Origin of the sequence: Micromonospora sp. WMMD1076, assembly GCF_029581475.1 — a bacterium.
Taxonomy (GTDB): domain Bacteria; phylum Actinomycetota; class Actinomycetes; order Mycobacteriales; family Micromonosporaceae; genus Micromonospora; species Micromonospora aurantiaca.
This window is the reverse complement of record NZ_CP120862.1, coordinates 629,686-648,618: the sequence shown is the minus strand read 5'-3', so window position 1 is coordinate 648,618 and position 18,933 is coordinate 629,686. Positions and strand designations below refer to the sequence as shown.

The following is an 18,933-nucleotide window of genomic DNA, read 5'->3' as shown; positions in this document are numbered from 1 at the left end:
CTGCCGACCATGTCAATGCCACAAGCAGCGGCCGAGACGCGTCCGGCAGCCGTCGGCGCGGAGGACGACGGACCCGGACCGATCGGTCGCTGGATCGCCGCCGACCGCGTCCGCGCGGTCGCGATCGCCCTCATCGTCGTGTCCGTCGCGTCGCGCGCCGGGCTGGCCGCCCGTGGCTGGTTCTCACAGGACGAGTTCGTCATCGCCGCGCAGGTGCTCGACACCCGCCTGGACCCGGACTACCTGCTGGGCACGTTCAACAACCACCTCATGCCGGCCGGGCTGGCGGTCGCGTGGCTGATGGTCCGCGCGGCCGGTTTCGCCGGCTGGCCGTGGATCCTGCTGCTGGCGGCCGGGCAGGCGGCGGTGGGGATCGCCCTCTACCGGCTGCTCCGTGACCTGCTGCGGCCCGGCTGGGGGCTGCTGGTCCCGCTGGGCCTGTTCCTGTTCAGCCCGCTGACGCTCGAGGTGTCGTCGCTGTGGCTGGTCGGGCTGCTCGTGCTGCCGCCGCAACTCGCCCTGGTCCTCGCGGTGGCATCCCAGGTCCGGTACGTGCGCACCGGTCGTAAGCGGCACCTCGTCCTGGTCGCGCTCTGGGTCGTGTTCGGCCTGCTCTTCGACACCAAGGCACTGCTGATCGTGCCGCTGCTGTTCCTGCTGACCGCGTTCCTGTTCACCAAGGGCCGCGCGTGGCGCAGTCTGGTGACCACCGCCGTGCGGTTCTGGCCGGCGTGGCTGATGCTCACCGTGCTGTCCGGGGCGTACCTGGCGTACTACCTGACCCGCCCGGCCCGGGGGCTGGACGAGCCCACCTCGGTCGGGCAGGTCTTCTCCTTCCTCGGCGACCTGATCGGCGACACGGTGGTGCCGGGCCTGCTCGGCGGCCCGTGGCGCTGGACGTACGCCGGTGACGGGCCGCCGCTGTCCGACCCGTACGACATCGCGAAGTGGCTGTCCTGGGCGGTGCTCGCGGCGCTGATCGTGGTCACCGTGCGGCGGCGGCCGTCCGCCGGGCGGGCCTGGCTGCTGCTCGCCTGCTACCTCGGCCTGGTCGCGGCGCTGTTCGCGGTGACCCGGCTCGGCGGGCCGCTCGGGCCGCTGGTCGGCGTCGTTCCCCGGTACGTCGCGGACGTGGTGCTGGTGGCCGCGATCTGCGTCGGCGTGGCACTGCTCGGGATGAAGGACCACGACGAGGACGACGTCTCCACGTGGCCGCTGCCGACCGTGCTGCGGGAGCCGGGCGCCTTCGCCGTCGGCCTGGTCTCGATGGTGGTGCTGCTGGCCACGATCGGCGTGGGCACGCTGTGGAGCACCGCGCGGTTCGGCGACAACTGGAGCACCAAGCACGGGCGGGACTACCTGGCCACGACGCAGGCCGAGCTGGCCGCCGCGCCGCCGGGCACCGTCTTCTTCGACACGATCGTCCCGGACCGGGTGGTGGCCGGGTACTTCTGGCCGGACAACCTCCAGTCCCACTTCTTCCGTCCGGCGGAGCGCCGTCCGACGTTCGTGACGATGAGCGAGAAGCCGTCGACGTTCGACGAGAACGGCCGGATCCGGCCGGTCGTGGTCGAGGGACGCAAGGTCGCACCCGGCACCGTGGAGGGCTGCGGGCACCTGGCCGAGGGCGGCCGGACCGCCCGCATCCCGATGGACGGCTACCTGGTGGAGTGGCCGTACGTGGTGCACTTCGGCTACGTCAGCTCCGGTGACTCGACGGCGGTGTTCAAGCTCGGCGACGCCACCCGCGAGATCACGCTCGAGAGCGGGCTGAACGACGTGTTCTTCATGGTGGAGGGCGCCGGGTCCGCCGTCGAGCTGACAGTGAACACGCCCGGAGTCAGGTTGTGCACCAACCTGGTCACCATCGGCCGGGCGGTGCCGAAGCCGTAATGACCGGACGTCCCGCCGAGGGCGGCGGCCCCGCGGTCCGGCGGTGGCGGGAGGCGCTGCCGCTGTACCTCGTGGCGGTCGTCGTCACCTCGTTGATCCTGGCCCCGCTCGCGGCGCCGGGCTACGCGCTGCGGTACGACATGGTGTTCGTCCCCCGGCAACCGCTGAGCTGGGATCTGGTGGCCCCGGCGCAGAGCCTGCCCCGGGCGGTGCCGATGGACGCGCTGGTCTCGCTGGTGACCCAGCTCGTGCCGGGCTGGGTGGTGCAGCGAGTGGCGCTGGCCGGGGCGGTCCTGTTCGCCGCCGTGGGCGCCGGACGGCTGGTGCCGACCGAGCGGCGTGCGGTGCGGCTGGTCGCCGCCGTGGCGTACGCGTGGACGCCGTACCTGGCCGAGCGACTGCTGATCGGGCAGTGGGGGCTGCTGCTTGCGTACGCCGCACTGCCCTGGCTCGTGCGGGCGGCGCTGGACCTGCGGGCGGGCCGCGACGGCGCGCTCGCCCGGGTGGTGCTGCTCGCCGCGCCCGCCGCGATCACCCCGACCGGCGGCCTGATCGCGCTGGCGACGGTGCTGGTGCTGGCGGCGGACCGGGCCCGGCTCCGGCTGTCCGCGGTCGCGGTGGGCGGTGTCGCGCTGCTCAACGCCCCGTGGATCGTGGCGGCCCTGGTGACCGGCGCGGGCGGCACGTCCGACCCGGCCGGGGTGGCGGCGTTCGCGGCACGTGCCGAGAACTGGGCCGGGCCGCTGGTGGCGCTCGCGGGCACCGGCGGCATCTGGAACGTGCAGGCCACCCCGGCCAGCCGGTCCGCCACGCCGGCCCCGCTGGCGACCCTGGTGCTCGTGGTCCTGGCCGTGGTCGGCGCCGGCCTGTTGCGGCGCCGGCTGCCGGCGGGCGCGGCGGTACGGCTGGGCGTGCTGGCCGGTGGCGCGTACCTGCTGGCCGCCCTCGCCGTGCTGCCCGGCGGGAACGCGGCGCTGAGCTGGGCGGTGGTGCACGTGCCGGGGGCGGGACTGCTCCGCGACGGGCAGAAGTTCCTCGCGCCGTACGCCCTCGTGCTGGTGGTGTGCGCGGCGCTCGGCGCCGAGCGGCTGGTGGCCCGGATCGACCGGGAGGTCGGCGGGATCGTGCTGGCCGGGCTGCTGCTCCTGCCGTTGGCCGCGATGCCGGACCTGGCGTTCGGCGGGGCCGGCCGGATCAGCCCGGTGCGCTACCCGGCGGACTGGCGGGCGGTCGCCGAGCGCCTGCCCGACGACCCGGGTGAGATCCTCGCCCTGCCGCTGACCACCTACCGGGCCTATCCGTGGAACCCGGGCCGGGTGGTGCTGGACCCGGCGCCCCGCTACCTGCCGGGAACCGTGCTCACCGACGACACGCTCGTGGTCGACGACGTCGCGGTGGCCGGGGAGAATCCGCGCCTGCGCGAGGTACGCCGGGTGCTCGCCGAGGGACGGCCGGTCTCGGCCACCGGCGTGCGCTGGGTGGTGGTGCAGCACGGCACGCCGAGCACAGTGGACCCGGCCGTCCTGGCCGGTCTCGACCTCCGGTACGAGGGGGAGTCGCTGAGCCTCTACCGGAACCCGGCTCCTTCGGGCGCACGGCAGCGGGCCGGATCCGGTCGCCCGCTGGTCGTGCTCGCGTGCGGAACTGCCGTTCTGGTGGTCATGGCTGCCGCCTTTTCGACCCTACGCCGGCGAGCTACTGCGTGGTAACGTCCGCTCGCACGTCTCACCACTGGAGGAATGGCATGCGTAGAGTTCTAACCCTTGTCGTGTCCGGCCTGGTGGCGGCGTTGCTCGGGGTCCTGGCCCTCGGCGGGCTCTCCGCCGCGGCGACCGCCACGGCGGAGGAGGCCGCGACCGAGGCGCGTAACGCCTCGGAGGCGGCCAAGCGGGCCGGGAAGCAGGACCCGTACGCCCCCGAGGTCTACGGCAACAGGTAGGACGGATCGCCCCGCCGCTGCACCCGGCGGGGCGAGTCCGCGGTCTCCAGCAGGGTCGCGAAGCGTTCCCCCGCCACCGGCCAGGTGAAGTTCGCCGCGTGCCGCCGGGCCTGAGCGCCCATCTCCTGACGCATCTCGTCGTCGTGCAGCAGTGCGCGCACCTTCGCGAGGTAGTCGTCGATGTCGTCGGCCAGCAGGCCGGTACGCCCGTCGACCACCGCCTCCGCGACGCCGCCCGCCTCCCGGAACGCCACTGTCGGCGTGCCCGCGGCGCCGGCCTCCACGATCGTCAGCCCCCAGCCCTCCTTGAGCGACGGCGTCAGGGCGACCCAGGCCGAGGCGAGCAGCGCGGCCTTCTCCTCCTCCGTCACGAAGCCCCGGAAGTCGACCCGGTCGGTGATGTCCAGCTCGTCGGCTACCTCGCGCAGGTGCGACTCCCACCAGCCCTGACCGGCCACCACCAGCCGGAGCTGGGGCAGCTCGTCGGCGAGCGCCGCGACCGCGCGCAGTGCCACCTCCACCCGCTTGTGCGGCACCAGCCGGTTCAGCGTCACGAGCAGCGGGAACGGGGCGCGCCCGGCGTCGGTGCGGGGCAGCTCCGGCGTGCCGTTGTAGACCACCGAGACCTGCTCCGGCGGTACGCCGAGGGTGGCGAGTTCGCGCCGGGTCGCCTCGGACACGGTGACGTACCGGCACCGCCGGTAGACGCGTACCGCCAGCGACGACTCGACCCACCAGCCGAACCGGGCGGCCCACTGCGGCAGGACCACCGGCCACTGCTCGCGGTGCACGTGGTGGATCAGCTTGACCACCGGACGCCGGGCCCAGAGCGGGGAGAGGAACGGCAGGCCGTTGCAGACGTCGACGACGATGTCCGGCCGGCCGCCCCGGCGCGCGGCGAGCGGGCCGAGGCCGAACGCCCCGAAGAGGTAGCAGAGCGCGGCCCAGAGGTAGACGGTGTGCCGGCCGCCGCGACGGACGAACCGGATGCCCTCGTCGTTGACCTCGTCGGCGGGAGCCTCACGGTGCGCGGCGCAGAACAGGGTGGCGCGGAATCCGCGCGCCACCAACTCGGCGGCGATCCGTTCCACGTACACCTCGGAACCGCCGCCCTCGGGGTTGCGAGTGTCTCGCCAGTTGAGGAACAGCACGTGTCCGGGCATGCCGAAGCGACGCTCCACGCGAACCCTACTCTCAGGTAATTTAGCGGTGCGCGTCACATTAAGGGCTGGGCCTGCGCCCGGCAATGCCCCGAGCGGCGGCGTTGAGCCGCCGGGCGTCGTCGGATGACGCTCGGTGTCCGGGCGGTGACCGCTAGGCGGGTGCCGCGACGTCCGGCGTGGTGGCCGGGGCGTCCGTCGTGGTGGCCGGGACGGCCGGTGTCCCCGCCGCCGGTCCGCGCCCGGCCGGCCGGCGGCGGCGCTGTGTGCCGAGCGTCTGGAGAGGGCGCTCGACGCCGTAGTAGCTGGCCGCGGCGTACATCAGGCCGAAGATCATGGTCAGGGCGAAGACGTCGACGAACTCGCCGGTGAACAGCGGCCGGTCCTCGATCAGGTAGATCAGCTCGATGACCAGCGGGTGCCACAGGAACAGCCCGTACGACACGTGGCCCATCCAGCGCGCCGACCCGGTGCTGAAGACCTTCTTCGCCCGGGTCGGGCCGCCGAACGCCACCGGGACCGTGATCAGGACGGCGATCAGGAGGTAGAGCGCCATCTTGGTGCCGAACTCGACGGCGGTCGGGCTGGTCAGGTCGCGCGGGCCGGCGATCGGCGTCGTCGCGATCGCCATCACCGCGACCGCCGCTCCCCAGCAGGCGAGCGGCGCCGAGGCGAGGTCGTCGAGCACGCGGAAGGCGGCCGGTGCGGTGCCGGTACGCAGGGCCACGTGCGCCGCGGCCAGCGCCATGCCGCCGCCGAACCAGGCGCCGTACGACGGGAACCACATCGTGTGCAGCGCCCCGTCGAGCCAGCCGGCGCCCATCATGGCGACCCACGCGGCGGTCAGCAGCGCGCCGGAGGAGGCGAGCAGCACGGTGCGGACGGGACGCCAGGTCCGGCCCACGGCGAGCACCGCGAGCAGCGGCAGGAGCAGGTAGAAGATGACCTCGGTGGCGAGGCTCCAGGTCTGGCTGAGCCCGTGGCGGAGCTGGCCCGGGCCGTAGATCTGGGTGAGCGTGAGGTGGCGCAGCCAGTCACCGGCCGACACCGGGTGGTTGCCGGGCAGGACGACGAAACAGACCACCACCGCCAGCCAGTACGCGGGCAGGATCCGCAGCGCCCGGCGCCAGAAGTACCGCTCGGCGCGGGGCCGTGGGCGTCCGGTGGCGACGGTGAGCGCCCACGGGCGGAACAGCAGGAAGCCGGAGAGCACGAAGAAGATCGCCACGCCCACGTCCAGGCGCGCCAACCAGCCGCCCCACGTGGTGTTCATGGTGACGGCGGTCTGGAAGCCGACGTGGTGACCGACGACCGCCACCGCGCCTATCGCTCGCAGCGCGTCGAGGGCGGGAAGACGGCCCGTTACCGGTGGCTCCGGGATTGTTGGCGTGGTGGCTGTGGACATCTGGACATCCAGGGGGTCGCTTTTGCAGGTGACTGGGGAGTAACCTCCCGCCAATGCTAAGGATCGGGTGCCCCGGACGACAGACCGTAGGGCGGCAGGTTACAGGAGGATGAGTGAAGCTTCGCGTGGGCGCCGCGCTCTTCGGGCTAGGTGTCTTGTTGCTGGTCTTCGCGGCCGGGCTGCCGTTCTACGTGGCCCCCGCCGTGACCAAGCTGCCCTATGACCTGGAACCAACGACGTCCGTCGCGGAGGCGAAGGGCGCGAAGTTCCTACAGATCAAGTCCGAAGCCGGCGGCGTGAGCATCGACGTGCCACAGGCCGATCTCGTGTCCAGCATCGAGGTCATCCCGCAGCCGGAGGACACGAAGGACCGCTTGCCCAAGGAGCTGAAGGGCGACGCGGTCGTCTGGAACGTCTTCCAGACGGTCAAGCGCGGCGACAACCAGGATGTGATCAGCCAGTACAGCACCGAGCTGGCGCTGTACCGGATCTCCGGCGCGGCGGCGCCGTGGGACGAGCAGTGGCTCAACGAGTCCGGCGCGCAGCAGACCCCGGTCGGCAACGTGCGCTACTCCGGCCAGATCTACAAGTTCCCGTTCGGCACCGGCAAGCGTGACTACCAGGTGTTCGACCGTGACCTGAAGAAGGCGGTTCCGGCGCGGTTCACCGGCACCGAGAAGATCAAGGGCGTCGAGACGTACCGCTTCGAGCAGCGGATCGAGAACGAGCCGCTGAACACCCCGCAGGACAGCGTCAAGACGCTGCTGGGCAAGTTCGCGCCCGGCGCGACCACCGGCCAGGTCGTCTACAGCAACACCCGTACGCTCTGGGTCGACCCGGTGACCGGCGCCTACGTCAAGGTCCGCGAGCAGCAGTACAAGGAGCTGCGCCCGGACACCGGCGCCCCGACCGTACTGCTGGACGCGGACTTCAACTACAACGACGCCACGATCAGCCGCAGCGTCGAGACGGTGAAGGACAACCGTTTCAAGATCGGCCTGATCAGTGTCTGGGGTCCGATCATCGCCGGTGTGCTCGGCCTGATCGCCCTGATCGCGGGCGTGTGGCTGGTGACCCGGCCCAAGGGTGACGGCAGCGCCCGGCACCGCGCGGACGCGCCGACCTCCGACCCGACGCCCACCCGCGTGGACCAGGAGCCCGTCGGCGGCCCGCTCGACGACGAGATCCCGCCCGCGTCGACGAACTGGCGGTCCGACGATCCGTCGGTGCCGGCCCAGCGTTCGGGCGCCGGCGAGGTGGAGCGCCGCTGACCGGTGCGCCGGAAGCACGACGGAGGGGTGGACCGCACTGCGGTCCACCCCTCCGTCGTGGAGATCTCCCATGCGGGCGAACGTACTTTACATTCGTTACTTGATTGTAACGGCGAGGTATCCAGTGACTTACCGTCGTGCTCACCATCATCTATGTCCTGTTTAGCGCGACATTTCGCCCTGCGCGCCGTGCCGGGGCGGGAACGTCGTGACGCTCGGTCGCCGCCCCCTCTCACTCCGGTGTTACCGCCGGGTAATCAGGGGGTTGTGAGCTGCACCGCATCGGGTGCACGATCAGGCTCGATCGTTACCCGTCGGTAACAGAGGACGGGCCCGGCGCGGGCCGCCGGTTCGACACCGGCCGCCGCGCACATTCGTTCGAGGAGGAACCCGTGCAGAATCGGCTCGACAACCAGGGGCGTACCCGGTGGCGGCGGTTCGCCGCCATGATCGTGCCCACCACGGCCGCCGCCGGTGCCATCCTGTTCGGCATGTCGACCGGCGCCATCGCCTCCGACATCACCGTGTCCGGGCAGACGTTCAAGATCGGTGCCGACCGCCTGGAGGGCGAGGGCTTCAAGCAGTACGGCGGCATCGTCCGCGAGAAGGGCGAGGACGGCAAGGCCGGCGCGACGCGCCCGGTCGCGATGGCCGAGATCAGCAGCGCCGAGCTGTACAAGCTCTGCCAGTCCGTCCGCGCCGACCTGCCCGGCCTGCCGGTGGTGCTCACCATCAACGCCGGTGAGGGCAAGGAGCCCGCCCGGGCCAAGGACCTCGTGATCGCGATGGACTCGCTCGAGGGCAACGCCACCTTCACCAACATCAAGATCGGCCGCGACGCCAGCGACCTCAACCCGACGGCGCAGCGGGGCTCGTTCGGCCAGAACTCCGACCGGGTCACCATCCGTGACCTGAAGCAGGTGTCCCGCTACACCACTTCCTCGACGTTCAACCTGGTCGGGCTCCGCCTCAAGGTCAACGTGGGCGACGACGCCAAGGGCAAGGAGTGCTTCTGAGCTGAGCACGGCCCGCGGTGGCCGACCACCGCGGGCCCGCCCGATCGTTCCCGTCCCCGCTCCGCCAGGAGGAGTACGTGACAACCGTCGAACCGTCCCCCGCCCGGCTCGGCACCGCGGCCCGGGCCTGGCGTACCTTCCGCCGCTGGCAGCGGAGCCGGCCGTTCTGGGGCGGCCTGTTCATCATCCTGGCCGGGGTGGAGATGCTCGCCTCCACCCGGTTGACCCTCAACGGCCTGAGCTTCAGCAGCGGGGCCACCGGCCTGCTCTCGCTGCTGATCCCGGCCATCCTCGTGACCTGCGGGGTGCTGCTCTGGCTCAGTCCGCCGCAGCGGCTGTTCTACTCGATCGTCGCGGCGATCACCACCGTCTACTCCCTGATCGGGCTCAACCTCGGCGGCTTCTTCGTCGGCCTGCTGCTCGGCATCGTGGGCAGCGCGCTCGCGTTCGCCTGGGTGCCCACCGCTCCGGCCGGTCCCGCCGGTCCGGCCGCCGACGAGCGCGACGTCGAGGCGGACGACGAACCCGGCACCGCTGCGGACGCCGGGCCCGACACCGCTGCGGACGCACAGCCCGTGGACACGCAGCCCGAGGACGCACAGCCCGCGGACGAGCGGCCGACCGTCGAGGTGCCGGCCGGCGTACGGCCGGCCGTCGAGCAGCCGACTGCCGAGCGGCCGGGCGGGGAGCGGCCGGTCCCTCGGCAGCCGGTGGACGAGCAGGCGGCCGGATCCGAGGGCGGGCCGCCGGAGTGGGCGGGCCGTTCGGCGGACCCGCGCGCCTTCGGCATCGTCCTCGTGGTGCTCGGCCTCGCCGCCGCCGGCCTGGCCGTACAGCCGGGGGCGGTGCAGGCCGCCCCGAGCAGCCCTGCCGCGAGCGCCTGCCCGTCGAGGCCCGCCACGCCGTCGTCCGGCGCGAGCGCACCCACCGCGACGCCCACCCCGTCGCCGAGCGCGAGCCCGACGCGGGCGGGCAACATCATCACCGACTTCTTCGAGGGGATCGGTGACCTGTTCAAGGGCGGCAGCACGAAGAGCGCGACGCCCTCGCCCACACCGGCCGCGAGCGGATCAGCGGCCCCGACGAGCAAGCCGGCGACCCGGCCCGGATCGACCGAATGCCCGGCGCCGGGCAAGCCGGGCAAGGTGGACCCGGCGAAGCCCGGCAAAGTGGAACCCGGCAAGCCCTTGCCGCGTATCGCCGCCGACCCGAGCCTGCCGAAGGTGGGCCGGACGCCGTCGAAGCTCACCGGCTCCAAGGTGACCATGACCGGGCTGCGGTTCGACGGGATCACCGACCTCCAGACCGAGCAGGGTGCGCTCAAGGTGCTGAAGTTCAGCATGAGGGAGGCGGTGACCGACGACTTCCTGCTGGTCGCCGACGGTCCCCGGGGCCGTACCCAGCGGTACGCGACCGACCGCCTCACGGTCCGCGACGACGTCGCGTTCTACTGCACCCGGTTCGTCGGCAAGCTCGCCGGCATCAAGCTGACGCTGACGCCGGACCTGCCGTTCCCGGACGGCCTGCCGGTCACGCTGCCCATCCCGGTGACGTTCACCGACCCGGTCATCGACCTGGCGTACGTCACCAGCAACACGCTCACCGGCCGGCCGACGTTGCGGCTGACGCTCGGCGCCTGACCCGGCGGGTGCCGGCGGGACTCCCCGCCGGCACCCCGCACCGGCCTAGAGCCGGGCCAGCGCCTTGCGCAGCGGGTCCAGCCCCAGCGCGCCCAGGTCGAGCGCCTGGCGGTGGAACTCCTTGAGGTCGAAGTCGACGCCCTTGCGGGCCTTCGCGTCCTCCCGGGCCTGCAACCAGATCCGCTCGCCCACCTTGTACGACGGGGCCTGCCCGGGCCAGCCCAGGTAGCGGTTCAGCTCGAAGCGCAGGTTCTCGTCCGGCACCCGGCAGTGCGCCCGCATGAACTCCCAGCCCAGCTCCGGCGTCCACCGCTCGCCCGGGTGGAAGCCGAACGGGTTGTCCTTCGGGATCTCCAGCTCCAGGTGCATGCCGATGTCCACGATGACCCGGGCCGCGCGCAGCGCCTGCCCGTCGAGCATGCCGAGCCGGTCACCGGGGTCCGCGAGGTAGCCCAACTCGTCCATCAGCCGTTCGGAGTAGAGCGCCCAGCCCTCGCCATGCCCGGAGACCCAGCACAGCAGCCGCTGCCAGCGGTTGAGCAGGTCGGCCCGGACGGCGGTCTGAGCGACCTGGAGGTGGTGACCGGGTACGCCCTCGTGGTAGACGGTGGTCACCTCCCGCCAGGTGGAGAAGTCGGTGATGCCCTGCGGCACCGCCCACCACATCCGTCCCGGCCGGGAGAAGTCCTCGCTCGGGCCGGTGTAGTAGATGGCGCCGTCGCTCGTCGGCGCGAGGCAGCACTCGATCCGGCGCACCTGCTCGGGGATGTCGAAGTGGGTGCCGTTCAGCTCGGTGATCGCCTTGTCGGCGAGCGCCTGCATCCAGTCCCGGAACGCCTCCTTGCCGCGTACCGTCCGTGCCGGGTCGGCGTCGAGCGCGCGTACCGCGTCGTCGACCGAGGCGCCGCGCCCGGCGATCCGTGCGGCCACCGCCCGCATCTCGGCCTCCAGCCGGGCCAGCTCGGCGAAACCCCAGGCGTACGTCTCGTCCAGATCGACCTTCGCGCCGAGGAAGTACTGCGAGGCCAGCTCGTAGCGCTCCCGCCCGGCGGCCTGCTTCTCCCGCCCCACCGGCGCCAGCTCGGTGCGCAGGAACTGCCCGAACTCGGCGGTGGCGGCAGTCGCGGCGGCGGCGCCCTTGCGCAGCTCCGCGCCGAGCGCGCCGTCCGCGTCGATCCGCTCGACCAGCCCGTGGAAGAAGTTGTCGCCCTCCGGGTCGACCCAGACGTCGCACTGCTTGGCGACCTCGACGAGCTGCACCCGCGAGCTGACCCGTCCCGCCGCGGCGGCCTCGCGCAGCGTGCGCTTGTAGCCGTCCAGCGCGGACGCGAAGCGGTTGAGCCGGGCCGCCACGTTCGCCCGGGCCTCCTCGCCGTCGGTCGGCATGAGGTCGAAGACCATCCGGATCTCGTGCAGCCCGCTCGCGATCACGTTGACCTCGCTGCCGGTCTCGCCCGCGTCGTAGCGGGCCAGCTCCAGGCCGAGGCGTTCCTGCATGGCCTCCTGGGCGGTCCGCTCCGCCTCGGTCTCCGGCTCGGTCACGTCGAGTCGGCCGAGCGTGCGGCGGGCCAGTTCGGCGCGGGCCGCGTAACCCTCGGGCGACAGGTCGTCGAGCTGGTCGTCGTAGCCGGCGATGCCGACGTAGGTGGCGCCGGTCGGGCTCAGCGGGGCCCACTCGGCCACGTACCGGTTGGCGAGGTCATCGATTCGTCCCACCAGGCGACCCTACGTGACCCCGCATCCGGAATACCGCGCGACTTCGTCGTACCTCTCCGGCAGAGTGTCAGGGGTGAACGTCGAGATCACTCCTGACCGCGCGCCGGTGCGGAGCTGGCTGCCCGGGTTCGTCGCGCTCGCCGCCATCTGGGGTTCCAGTTTCCTGTTCATCAAGGTCGGTGTGACCGAGCTGCACCCCGTGCACCTCACCCTCTACCGGGTGGCCACCGGCGCGCTGACGCTGCTCGTGGTGCTTGCCGTGCTGCGCGACCGGCTGCCCCGCGACCCCCGGGTCTGGGCGCACATGCTCGTGGTGGCCGCGTTCGGCGTCGCGGTGCCGTTCACGCTGTTCGGCTACGGCGAGCAGCGGGTCGAGTCGATGCTCGCGGGCATCTGGAACGCCACCACGCCGCTGATCGTGCTGCCGCTGGCGGTGCTGGTGTTCCGCACCGAGCGGCTGACCGTCCGGCGCGCGGTCGGGCTGGGGCTGGGCTTCGCCGGCGTACTCGTGGTGCTCGGCGTCTGGGAGGGCGTGGGCGGCGCCCACTTCGTCGGCCAGCTCATGTGCTTCGGCGCGGCGGCCTGCTACGGGCTGGCGATTCCGTACCAGAAGAAGTTCGTCGCGGGCAGCGCGTACTCCGGGCTGTCGCTGTCGGCGGCCCAGCTACTGGTGGCGGCCGCGCAGCTCGCGCTCGTCGCGCCGTTCGTCGGCACGCCGCCGTCGCCGACCGGCCTCTCCCCGCGCGTGATCGCGAGCGTGCTGGCGCTCGGCGCGCTCGGTACCGGGCTCGCCTTCGTGATCAACATGCGCAACATCCGGCTGGCCGGGGCGAGTACGGCGTCCACTGTGACGTACCTGATCCCGGTGTTCGCGGTGCTCGTCGGCGCGGTGGTGCTCGGCGAGCGGACGAACTGGCACCAGCCGGTCGGCGCGTTCGTGGTGCTCGTCGGCGTGGCGGTCGCCCAGGGCCTGTTCGGGCGGCGTCGCCCACGCCCGGAGGCGGTGGCGCCCGCAGTCCGCGCCGCCGAGCCGGCCACCCGGGGCTGACTGTCAGCTACGGCCGGCCGTCCACTTCACCAGGCGGTCGGCCGTCCAGGTGTTCACCACCCGCTTCGCCGGCACCCCGCACAGCGCGGCACGCTCGCAGCCGAACCGCTGCCAGTCGAGCTGGCCCGGCGCGTGCGCGTCGGTGTCGATGGCGAACCGGCACCCGGCCTCCAGCGCGAGGCGGATCAGCCGCTTCGGCGGGTCCTGCCGCTCGGGCCGGGAGTTGATCTCGACGGCCACGTCGTGCTCGGCGCAGGCGGCGAAGACGGCGTCCGCGTCGAACTCGCTCTCCTTGCGGGTACGCGCCCGGTGCCCCCGGTCGCCCGGCCCGGTCACCCCGGCGGGCCGGGAGGAGACCATCCGGCCGGTGCAGTGGCCGAGGATGTCCAGGTGCGGGTTCGCGATCGCGGTCAGCATCCGGCGGGTCATCTTCGCCCGGTCGTCGTTGAGGCCGCTGTGCACCGAGCCGACCACCACGTCCAGGCGGGCCAGCAGGTCCTCGTCCTGGTCGAGCGAGCCGTCGGCGAGGATGTCCACCTCGATGCCGGTGAGGAGGCGGAAGCCCTTCGGCAGCGCCTCGTTGACGGCGGCGACGTGGTCGAGCTGTTTGCGCAGCCGCTGCGCGGTCAGGCCCCGGGCCACCGTGAGTCGCGGTGAGTGGTCGGTGAGCACCAGGTACTCGTGGCCCAGCTCGACCGCCGCCAGCGCCATCTCCTCGATCGGTGAGCCGCCGTCGGACCAGTCCGAGTGGGTGTGGCAGTCGCCGCGCAGCGCGTCCCGCAGCTTCGCCGCCGCCTCGTCCAGGTCGGTGCCCTCGGTCGCTAGCAGGCGGCGCAGATAGACCGGCTCCTCGCCGGCCAGCGACTCGGCCACGCAGCGGGCGGTGACGTCACCGACGCCGGACAGCTCGGTCAGCTTGCCGGTGCGGGCCCGCTCGGCCACCTCGGCGGCGGGCAGCGCGCCGAGCGTCTTCGCCGCCGACCGGAACGCCCGCACCCGGTACGTGGCCTCGTTCGCCCGTTCCAGCAGGAACGCGATCCGGCGCAGGTCGGCGAGGGGATCCCGGGCACTCATGTCCTGGAACCTACGCGCATACGCCGTCCGCCGCGTGGCCCCGCAACCGCGAGCCGGTCAGCCGCCGCGGGTGGACCGGCCGGGCGAGGCCGGGCACCCGTGCCTGCGCTGCCAGGCGGTGACCTCGGCGACCGGCGAGCGGTTGCCGCCCTTGCGCCACGAGTTCAGGTACGGCGCCGGCCAGACCACGCCCCGGCGGATCCACCAGTCGTCCGCGCCGGTGCACTTCGGGGAGAGCCCGAAGTGCAGGTGGCAGACGTTGTTGGCGTTGCCCGTACGGCCCACCTCGCCGAGTTGCTGCCCGGCACGCACCCGAACCCCGGCGTCGACACCGGCAGTGATCGCGCTCAGGTGCGAGCCGTAGTAGCGCACCCCGTCGTCGCCGAGCAGCGAGACGGAGAGCCCGCCGTTGTCCGGGCCCAGCGGCCCGCGCTTGTCGAACCGGTCGACGCGGCTCACCTCCAGCACGACGCCGTCGGTCACCGCCACCACCGGTTCCCCGCAGTCGGCGAACACGTCGGTGCCCGGGTAGCCGCCGTGCGTCGGGTGGTAGTCGACGTTGCCCGCCCGTACCGGGAAGACCCGCTTCACGTCGGTGCGCGCCGGCGACGGCGCGGCGGACGAGGAGGCGACCGGCGGGGCCGGGTCGGCGGGCTGCGCCGCGGTCGCGATCGGGCTCGGTTCCTGCCACCTGTCGGCGCGCCCGGCAGGGGCGCCGCACCCGGCGGCGAGCGCCGCGACGAGCAGCAGGACCGGGTACGCCGGCCGCGTGCGGCGTCCGATCGATGGCGAGCGCATCCGGTCATCCTGACAGACCACTACCGTAGGGACGAAAGCCGAACGCGGGACGGACGGTCCGGGAAAGGGGGCGGCGGTGACGCACGGGTGGCACGGCGGACCCGAGGGGACCGGTCCGGGGGCGTTCCCGCCACCGCGTACGCCCTCGGGGCTGTTCCCGTCGAGCACGTCGATGCGGCCCAGCTACCGCGAGCCGTACCCGATCACTGGCGCCGGTGTCGCTGTCGGTGCGCTGGTCGCGTTCGCCTGGTTCCTGCTGTTCGGGCTGGTCGGCGGCGGCGTTGCCGGTTACGCCTGGTGGACGCTGCTGGCCGGCGGCCTGGCCTGGCTGGCCGCCGCGGTGCTGGTCCGCCACGGCGACCGGGGGGTCGCGACGGGCGTGGCGATCGTCACCGCGGGTGGCTGGAGCATCGCCGCGGCGATGGTCGCGATGCGGTGGGCGCAGACCGGGGACTGGCCGCTCTGGTGACCTTCGGTGCCGGTTTCGCTGCGTAGCGAAGGCCACCTTGACGTACGCCTGAGGACGGTCCACGCTCGCGGTATGGCCTGGACCACACCGCCGCGGCTCGACCCCGATCGGAGCCGCCGACGCCTGCAACTCCTCGCCGAGTTGGCCGGTGCCCGTGCGGTACAGCAGCGCCAGCGGCCCCAGCGGGCCCGCACCGAGCGGCTGCGCCAGCTCATCGCCACCCGCCGGCGCGTCGTCGGCTGACCGGCTTTCTCTCAAGGAACGGCCGGCCCATACGGGGCGTTGACCGCTCGCCCGCCGACCCGACCGGTTAACGTGCATCGCGTGACGTGTCGGCGTGCTGCCGAGGCTGATTTGGGGGGACCGTGTCGTACTTCGCTGCTGCCGTGGCGCGCGTCGACGGCGGCTGGACCGCCGGTGAGGTGAGCCTGCGGGGCGTCACCGACATCGAGGAGGTGGCCGACCGGCTGCGCGACGTCGAGCCGGACGCCGACCTCTCGCTGCTGTTCGTCGAGGCCGACGACACGTACCTGGTCGTCCTGCGCCTGGACGAGGGGGAGGACCTGCGGGTCTTCGGCTCGGACTCGGCGTACGCGGAGGAGTCCCGGCTGGGCGCGCTGCTCGTCGGCGACCTGAAGACCTCGGTGACCGGGCTGGAGGAGGTCGACGAGCCGAGCGCATCCGGCGGCGGCGACGACACCGAGCAGCCCGCTGTCGACCCGGAGGCCGACCCGGTCGGTGACGCCGACCTCCTCGCCGACCTGAGCATCCCGGCGCAGAAGCTGCTGGCGCTCTGCGCGCACGAGGGCTCCATGCCGGCCGACGTGACAGCCGAGATCTGCCAGGTGCTCGGCTGCGCGGACGAGGTCGAGGAGCTGCGTGAGGTCTGAGCCCGGGGAGTCCCTGACGCCCGGCGCCGCCGAACCGGCCGACGCGACAGATCCGGCGCTGGAGACCGTACGCCCGGGGCAGCCCACCCCGGGCCGGGCCGCGCGTGTCGGTCCGGGCGCCGACGAGTCGCTCGCCGACCCGGGCGCGATCGGCCGCCGGCAGCGGCACGAGCTGTGGATGCGCCGGGCCCTCGAGGTCGCGGTGACCGGCCCGGACGATGCGACCCCCGACGCCGGCGACGTGCCGGTCGGCGCGGTGCTCTACGGCCCCGACGGCACCGAACTGGCGATCGGGCGCAACGAGCGGGAGCTGACCGGCGACCCGACCGCGCACGCCGAGGTGCTGGCGCTGCGGCGGGCCGCGAAGCGGCTGGGCCGGTGGCGGCTGGACGACTGCACGCTCGTCGTGACGCTCGAACCGTGCACCATGTGCGCCGGGGCGATCGCCCTGGCCCGCGTCTCGACAGTGGTGTTCGGCGCCTGGGAACCCAAGACCGGCGCGGTCGGGTCGCTCTGGGACGTGCTGCGCGACCGCCGCGTCACGCACCGCCCCGAGGTGTACGGCGGCGTGCTGGAACGCGAGAGCGCGGCGTTGCTGCGCGCCTTCTTCCGCTGAGGGTTTCCCGGCTCAGGCGCTTCCGGGCTCAGGCACTTGCTGGCGCGGGGCGCAGCAGCGTCACGGCCACCCCTCGGGCGACCTCGGTCCAGGCGGTCGGACGCAGCGTGGCCGGGTCGAGCCGGACGATCGACCGGGTGCCGGTGGCGTGCACAGTCGCGCTGTCCACCGAGCGGAACTCGAAGGCGTAACGGGCGCTGCTGGTGCCGAAGTGTTCGAGCCAGAAGTGCACAGCCACGGTGCCGACACCGATGACCGGCGCCCGGTAGCTGATGGTGAACTCGCGGACCGCGTGGAACACGTCGGGTGCGGCGTGCACGTCGCCGCGGAACGCGACACCGCGCTCGGCCCAGTACGGCGTCAGCGCGCGTTCCAGCAGCACCGCGTACCGGGCGTTGTGCAGGATGCCCATCGCGTCCAGGTCGTCGAAGTGCACAGGCACGTGCTCGACGTGCCCGAACTCCGCGACCGGCCGGTCGGTGGTGGCGTGGCTCATGACTGGCCTTCCGGTAGCAGGGCCGGATCCGGGCAGAGCGCCCGCAGCCGGTTCAGCAGGCCCTGGCGGGCGTGCCGGTAGGAGGCGTCCGGGTCGAGCAGACGGGACCGCATCACCGCGCTGATCCCCAGCGCGTCGATCTCGTACGCGAGCAGCGGCACGTCCAGGTCGGCGGGGAGTTCGCCGAGGTCGACCGCCTCCTGGACGAGGCGCTCGAGCAGCGCGGTCCACCTGCCGAAGGCCTCGGCGAGCCGGTCCCGGACCGGGCCGGGACGGGCGTTGTACTCGAACTCGGTGTTGGCGAAGAAACAGCCGCCGGGCAGCACCCGGGCGGCGTAGAAGTCGATCCGGGCCTCGTGCAGCGCGCGCAGCCGGCGTACGCCTCGTGGCGCGCTCAGAGCGGGTGCGACGATCCGCTCCTGCCACTGCGCCACGGCCCGGTCGACTGTGGCGAGTTGTAGTGCCTCCTTGGAGCGCCAGTGCGCGAAGAGGCCGGACTTGCTCACCTCCAGCCGGTCGGCGAGCTGGGCCAGGGACAGGCCGTGCAGGCCGACCTCGGTGGCGAGCGCCACTGCGGTGTCCAGCACCGCGGTGCGGGTGCGGTCGCCGCGGGCGACGCGGCCGTCAGAGGTCATGGGGGCAGCGTAACGAAAATAAGAACGACCGGTCGTATTTATTTTTGTGACGACGGTAACGCGGACCGCCCCGCCGCCTTGCGACGACGGGGCGGTCCTGGATCGATCAGGTCAGGCGATGATGGTGTCCAGCGCGATCTCGACCATCTGGCCGAACGTCTGCTCGCGCTCCTGCGACGTGGTCTTCTCGCCGGTCTTGATGTGGTCGCTGACGGTCAGGATGGTCAGCGCGCGGGCCTTGAAACGCGCCGCGATCGTGTAGAGCGCCGCCGACTCCATCTCCACCGCCAGCACGCCGTAGTCGGCCAGCGTGTCGTACAGGTCAGGCCGGTCCGTGTAGAAGGCGTCCGCCGCCAGGATCGGCCCCACCCGCATGCTGATGCCGCGCCGCTCGGCCACCTCGACCGAGGTACGCAGCAGCCCGAAGTCGGCCACCGGGGCGTAGTCGATCAGCCCGTCGAAGCGCATCCGGTTCATGTTCGAGTCGGTGGACGAGCCGATCGCCGCCACCACGTCCCGCAGTTGCAGATCCTCGGTCAGGGCACCGCAGGAGCCGACCCGGATCAGCGACTTCACGCCGTACTCGTTTACCAGCTCGTGGGCGTAGATCGAGGCGGACGGCATGCCCATTCCGGAGCCTTGGACGGACACGTCGACACCGTTCCACCGGCCGGTGAAGCCCAGCATGCCGCGCACCGTCGTGTAGCAGCGGGCTCCCTCCAGGTAGGTCTCCGCGATCCACTTGGCCCGCAGCGGGTCGCCCGGCATCAGGACCCGCTCGGCGATCTCTCCCGGCTCAGCGCCGATGTGCGTACTCATGGCAAAGATCCTGCCAGGCCGGGCCGAGGGATACCGGTTCGGCGTCCA

General features: G+C 72.7%; 19 protein-coding genes. 11 read left to right on the top strand and 8 right to left on the bottom strand.

Annotation, left to right across the window (positions count from 1 at the left end):
• Window positions 1–9 precede the first annotated feature (9 nt).
• The 3 genes from O7622_RS03290 to O7622_RS03280 are packed head-to-tail and all read left to right on the top strand — an operon-like array spanning window position 10 to window position 3,832.
• Window positions 10–1,893, top strand: coding sequence for a hypothetical protein (locus tag O7622_RS03290; protein WP_282311799.1), 1,884 nt, complete (start codon window positions 10–12; stop codon window positions 1,891–1,893).
• Entirely contained in the window at window positions 1,893–3,602 is a 1,710-nt protein-coding gene (locus O7622_RS03285; RefSeq protein ID WP_282311798.1) for a hypothetical protein, read from the top strand. Before O7622_RS03290 ends, O7622_RS03285 begins: the two co-directional genes overlap by 1 nt.
• A gap of 35 nt (window positions 3,603–3,637) precedes the next feature.
• Window positions 3,638–3,832, top strand: a complete 195-nt coding sequence (locus O7622_RS03280) for a hypothetical protein (protein WP_282311797.1) — start codon at window positions 3,638–3,640, stop codon at window positions 3,830–3,832.
• On the opposite strand, the gene O7622_RS03275 is transcribed toward O7622_RS03280, so the two are convergent.
• Both O7622_RS03275 and O7622_RS03270 read right to left on the bottom strand, forming a co-directional pair.
• Complete coding sequence (locus tag O7622_RS03275) at window positions 3,817–4,995, bottom strand: glycosyltransferase family 4 protein (protein WP_282314020.1); 1,179 nt, start codon at window positions 4,993–4,995, stop codon at window positions 3,817–3,819. The genes O7622_RS03280 and O7622_RS03275 overlap by 16 nt on opposite strands.
• A 151-nt stretch (window positions 4,996–5,146) precedes the next feature.
• Entirely contained in the window at window positions 5,147–6,397 is a 1,251-nt protein-coding gene (locus O7622_RS03270; protein WP_282311796.1) for an acyltransferase, read from the bottom strand.
• A 113-nt stretch (window positions 6,398–6,510) separates the two neighbouring features.
• Here O7622_RS03270 and O7622_RS03265 point away from each other — a divergent pair, with 113 nt between their 5' ends.
• From O7622_RS03265 to O7622_RS03255, 3 genes are all read left to right on the top strand, one after another.
• The gene (locus tag O7622_RS03265; protein ID WP_282311795.1) at window positions 6,511–7,668 is read left to right on the top strand and encodes a DUF3068 domain-containing protein; all 1,158 of its coding nucleotides are present in this window, start codon (window positions 6,511–6,513) and stop codon (window positions 7,666–7,668) included.
• A 392-nt stretch (window positions 7,669–8,060) separates the two neighbouring features.
• Window positions 8,061–8,684: a DUF6230 family protein gene (locus tag O7622_RS03260; protein ID WP_194803292.1), complete on the top strand. Its 624-nt coding sequence runs from the start codon at window positions 8,061–8,063 to the stop codon at window positions 8,682–8,684.
• A gap of 77 nt (window positions 8,685–8,761) precedes the next feature.
• Window positions 8,762–10,324, top strand: a complete 1,563-nt coding sequence (locus O7622_RS03255) for a DUF6114 domain-containing protein (RefSeq protein ID WP_282311794.1) — start codon at window positions 8,762–8,764, stop codon at window positions 10,322–10,324.
• Between the two features lie 45 nt (window positions 10,325–10,369).
• Here O7622_RS03255 and O7622_RS03250 read toward each other — a convergent pair whose 3' ends face one another.
• Window positions 10,370–12,040 carry a DUF885 domain-containing protein gene (locus O7622_RS03250; protein ID WP_282311793.1) on the bottom strand — a complete coding sequence of 557 codons (1,671 nt, stop codon included), beginning with the start codon at window positions 12,038–12,040 and terminating at the stop codon, window positions 10,370–10,372.
• 73 nt (window positions 12,041–12,113) lie between these two features.
• On the opposite strand from O7622_RS03250, the gene O7622_RS03245 reads away from it, so the two are divergent.
• Entirely contained in the window at window positions 12,114–13,088 is a 975-nt protein-coding gene (locus tag O7622_RS03245; RefSeq protein WP_282311792.1) for a DMT family transporter, read from the top strand.
• Between the two features lie 3 nt (window positions 13,089–13,091).
• Here the strand turns inward: O7622_RS03245 and O7622_RS03240 are convergent, their stop codons facing one another.
• Window positions 13,092–14,162, bottom strand: coding sequence for a PHP domain-containing protein (locus O7622_RS03240; protein WP_282311791.1), 1,071 nt, complete (start codon window positions 14,160–14,162; stop codon window positions 13,092–13,094).
• 57 nt (window positions 14,163–14,219) lie between these two features.
• Window positions 14,220–14,960, bottom strand: coding sequence for a M23 family metallopeptidase (locus tag O7622_RS03235; RefSeq protein ID WP_282311790.1), 741 nt, complete (start codon window positions 14,958–14,960; stop codon window positions 14,220–14,222).
• 172 nt (window positions 14,961–15,132) lie between these two features.
• Between O7622_RS03235 and O7622_RS03230 the strand changes: the two genes are divergently transcribed.
• The 4 genes from O7622_RS03230 (at window position 15,133) to O7622_RS03215 (ending at window position 16,935) form a co-directional block, all read left to right on the top strand.
• Window positions 15,133–15,429 carry a hypothetical protein gene (locus tag O7622_RS03230; protein WP_282314019.1) on the top strand — a complete coding sequence of 99 codons (297 nt, stop codon included), beginning with the start codon at window positions 15,133–15,135 and terminating at the stop codon, window positions 15,427–15,429.
• Window positions 15,430–15,501: 72 nt separating this feature from the next.
• A complete protein-coding gene (locus O7622_RS03225; protein WP_018786529.1) occupies window positions 15,502–15,672 on the top strand; it encodes a hypothetical protein in 171 nt (56 codons plus the stop codon).
• 122 nt (window positions 15,673–15,794) lie between these two features.
• Window positions 15,795–16,319, top strand: a complete 525-nt coding sequence (locus tag O7622_RS03220; protein ID WP_282311789.1) for a tRNA adenosine deaminase-associated protein — start codon at window positions 15,795–15,797, stop codon at window positions 16,317–16,319.
• Window positions 16,320–16,467: 148 nt separating this feature from the next.
• A complete protein-coding gene (locus tag O7622_RS03215) occupies window positions 16,468–16,935 on the top strand; it encodes a nucleoside deaminase (RefSeq protein WP_348774067.1) in 468 nt (155 codons plus the stop codon).
• A 28-nt stretch (window positions 16,936–16,963) separates the two neighbouring features.
• On the opposite strand, the gene O7622_RS03210 is transcribed toward O7622_RS03215, so the two are convergent.
• The 3 genes from O7622_RS03210 to deoD all read right to left on the bottom strand — a co-directional run bounded on the left by O7622_RS03210 (window position 16,964) and on the right by deoD (window position 18,885).
• A complete protein-coding gene (locus O7622_RS03210; protein WP_282311788.1) occupies window positions 16,964–17,431 on the bottom strand; it encodes a thioesterase family protein in 468 nt (155 codons plus the stop codon).
• Window positions 17,428–18,066: a TetR/AcrR family transcriptional regulator gene (locus tag O7622_RS03205; RefSeq protein WP_282311787.1), complete on the bottom strand. Its 639-nt coding sequence runs from the start codon at window positions 18,064–18,066 to the stop codon at window positions 17,428–17,430. The genes O7622_RS03210 and O7622_RS03205 overlap by 4 nt, the downstream gene beginning before the upstream one ends.
• Window positions 18,067–18,177: 111 nt before the next feature.
• Window positions 18,178–18,885, bottom strand: a complete 708-nt coding sequence (gene deoD / locus O7622_RS03200; RefSeq protein ID WP_030502133.1) for a purine-nucleoside phosphorylase — start codon at window positions 18,883–18,885, stop codon at window positions 18,178–18,180.
• Window positions 18,886–18,933: the final 48 nt, after the last annotated feature.

Coding starts and splice junctions, on each gene's coding strand:
- deoD (WP_030502133.1), bottom strand. CDS start 18,885: ATGAGTACGCACATCGGCGCTGAGCCGGGAGAGATCGCCGAGCGGGTC.
- O7622_RS03280 (WP_282311797.1), top strand. CDS start 3,638: ATGCGTAGAGTTCTAACCCTTGTCGTGTCCGGCCTGGTGGCGGCGTTG.
- O7622_RS03270 (WP_282311796.1), bottom strand. CDS start 6,397: ATGTCCACAGCCACCACGCCAACAATCCCGGAGCCACCGGTAACGGGC.
- O7622_RS03205 (WP_282311787.1), bottom strand. CDS start 18,066: ATGACCTCTGACGGCCGCGTCGCCCGCGGCGACCGCACCCGCACCGCG.
- O7622_RS03285 (WP_282311798.1), top strand. CDS start 1,893: ATGACCGGACGTCCCGCCGAGGGCGGCGGCCCCGCGGTCCGGCGGTGG.
- O7622_RS03275 (WP_282314020.1), bottom strand. CDS start 4,995: ATGCCCGGACACGTGCTGTTCCTCAACTGGCGAGACACTCGCAACCCC.
- O7622_RS03225 (WP_018786529.1), top strand. CDS start 15,502: ATGGCCTGGACCACACCGCCGCGGCTCGACCCCGATCGGAGCCGCCGA.
- O7622_RS03290 (WP_282311799.1), top strand. CDS start 10: ATGTCAATGCCACAAGCAGCGGCCGAGACGCGTCCGGCAGCCGTCGGC.
- O7622_RS03230 (WP_282314019.1), top strand. CDS start 15,133: ATGCGGCCCAGCTACCGCGAGCCGTACCCGATCACTGGCGCCGGTGTC.
- O7622_RS03240 (WP_282311791.1), bottom strand. CDS start 14,162: ATGAGTGCCCGGGATCCCCTCGCCGACCTGCGCCGGATCGCGTTCCTG.
- O7622_RS03235 (WP_282311790.1), bottom strand. CDS start 14,960: ATGCGCTCGCCATCGATCGGACGCCGCACGCGGCCGGCGTACCCGGTC.
- O7622_RS03210 (WP_282311788.1), bottom strand. CDS start 17,431: ATGAGCCACGCCACCACCGACCGGCCGGTCGCGGAGTTCGGGCACGTC.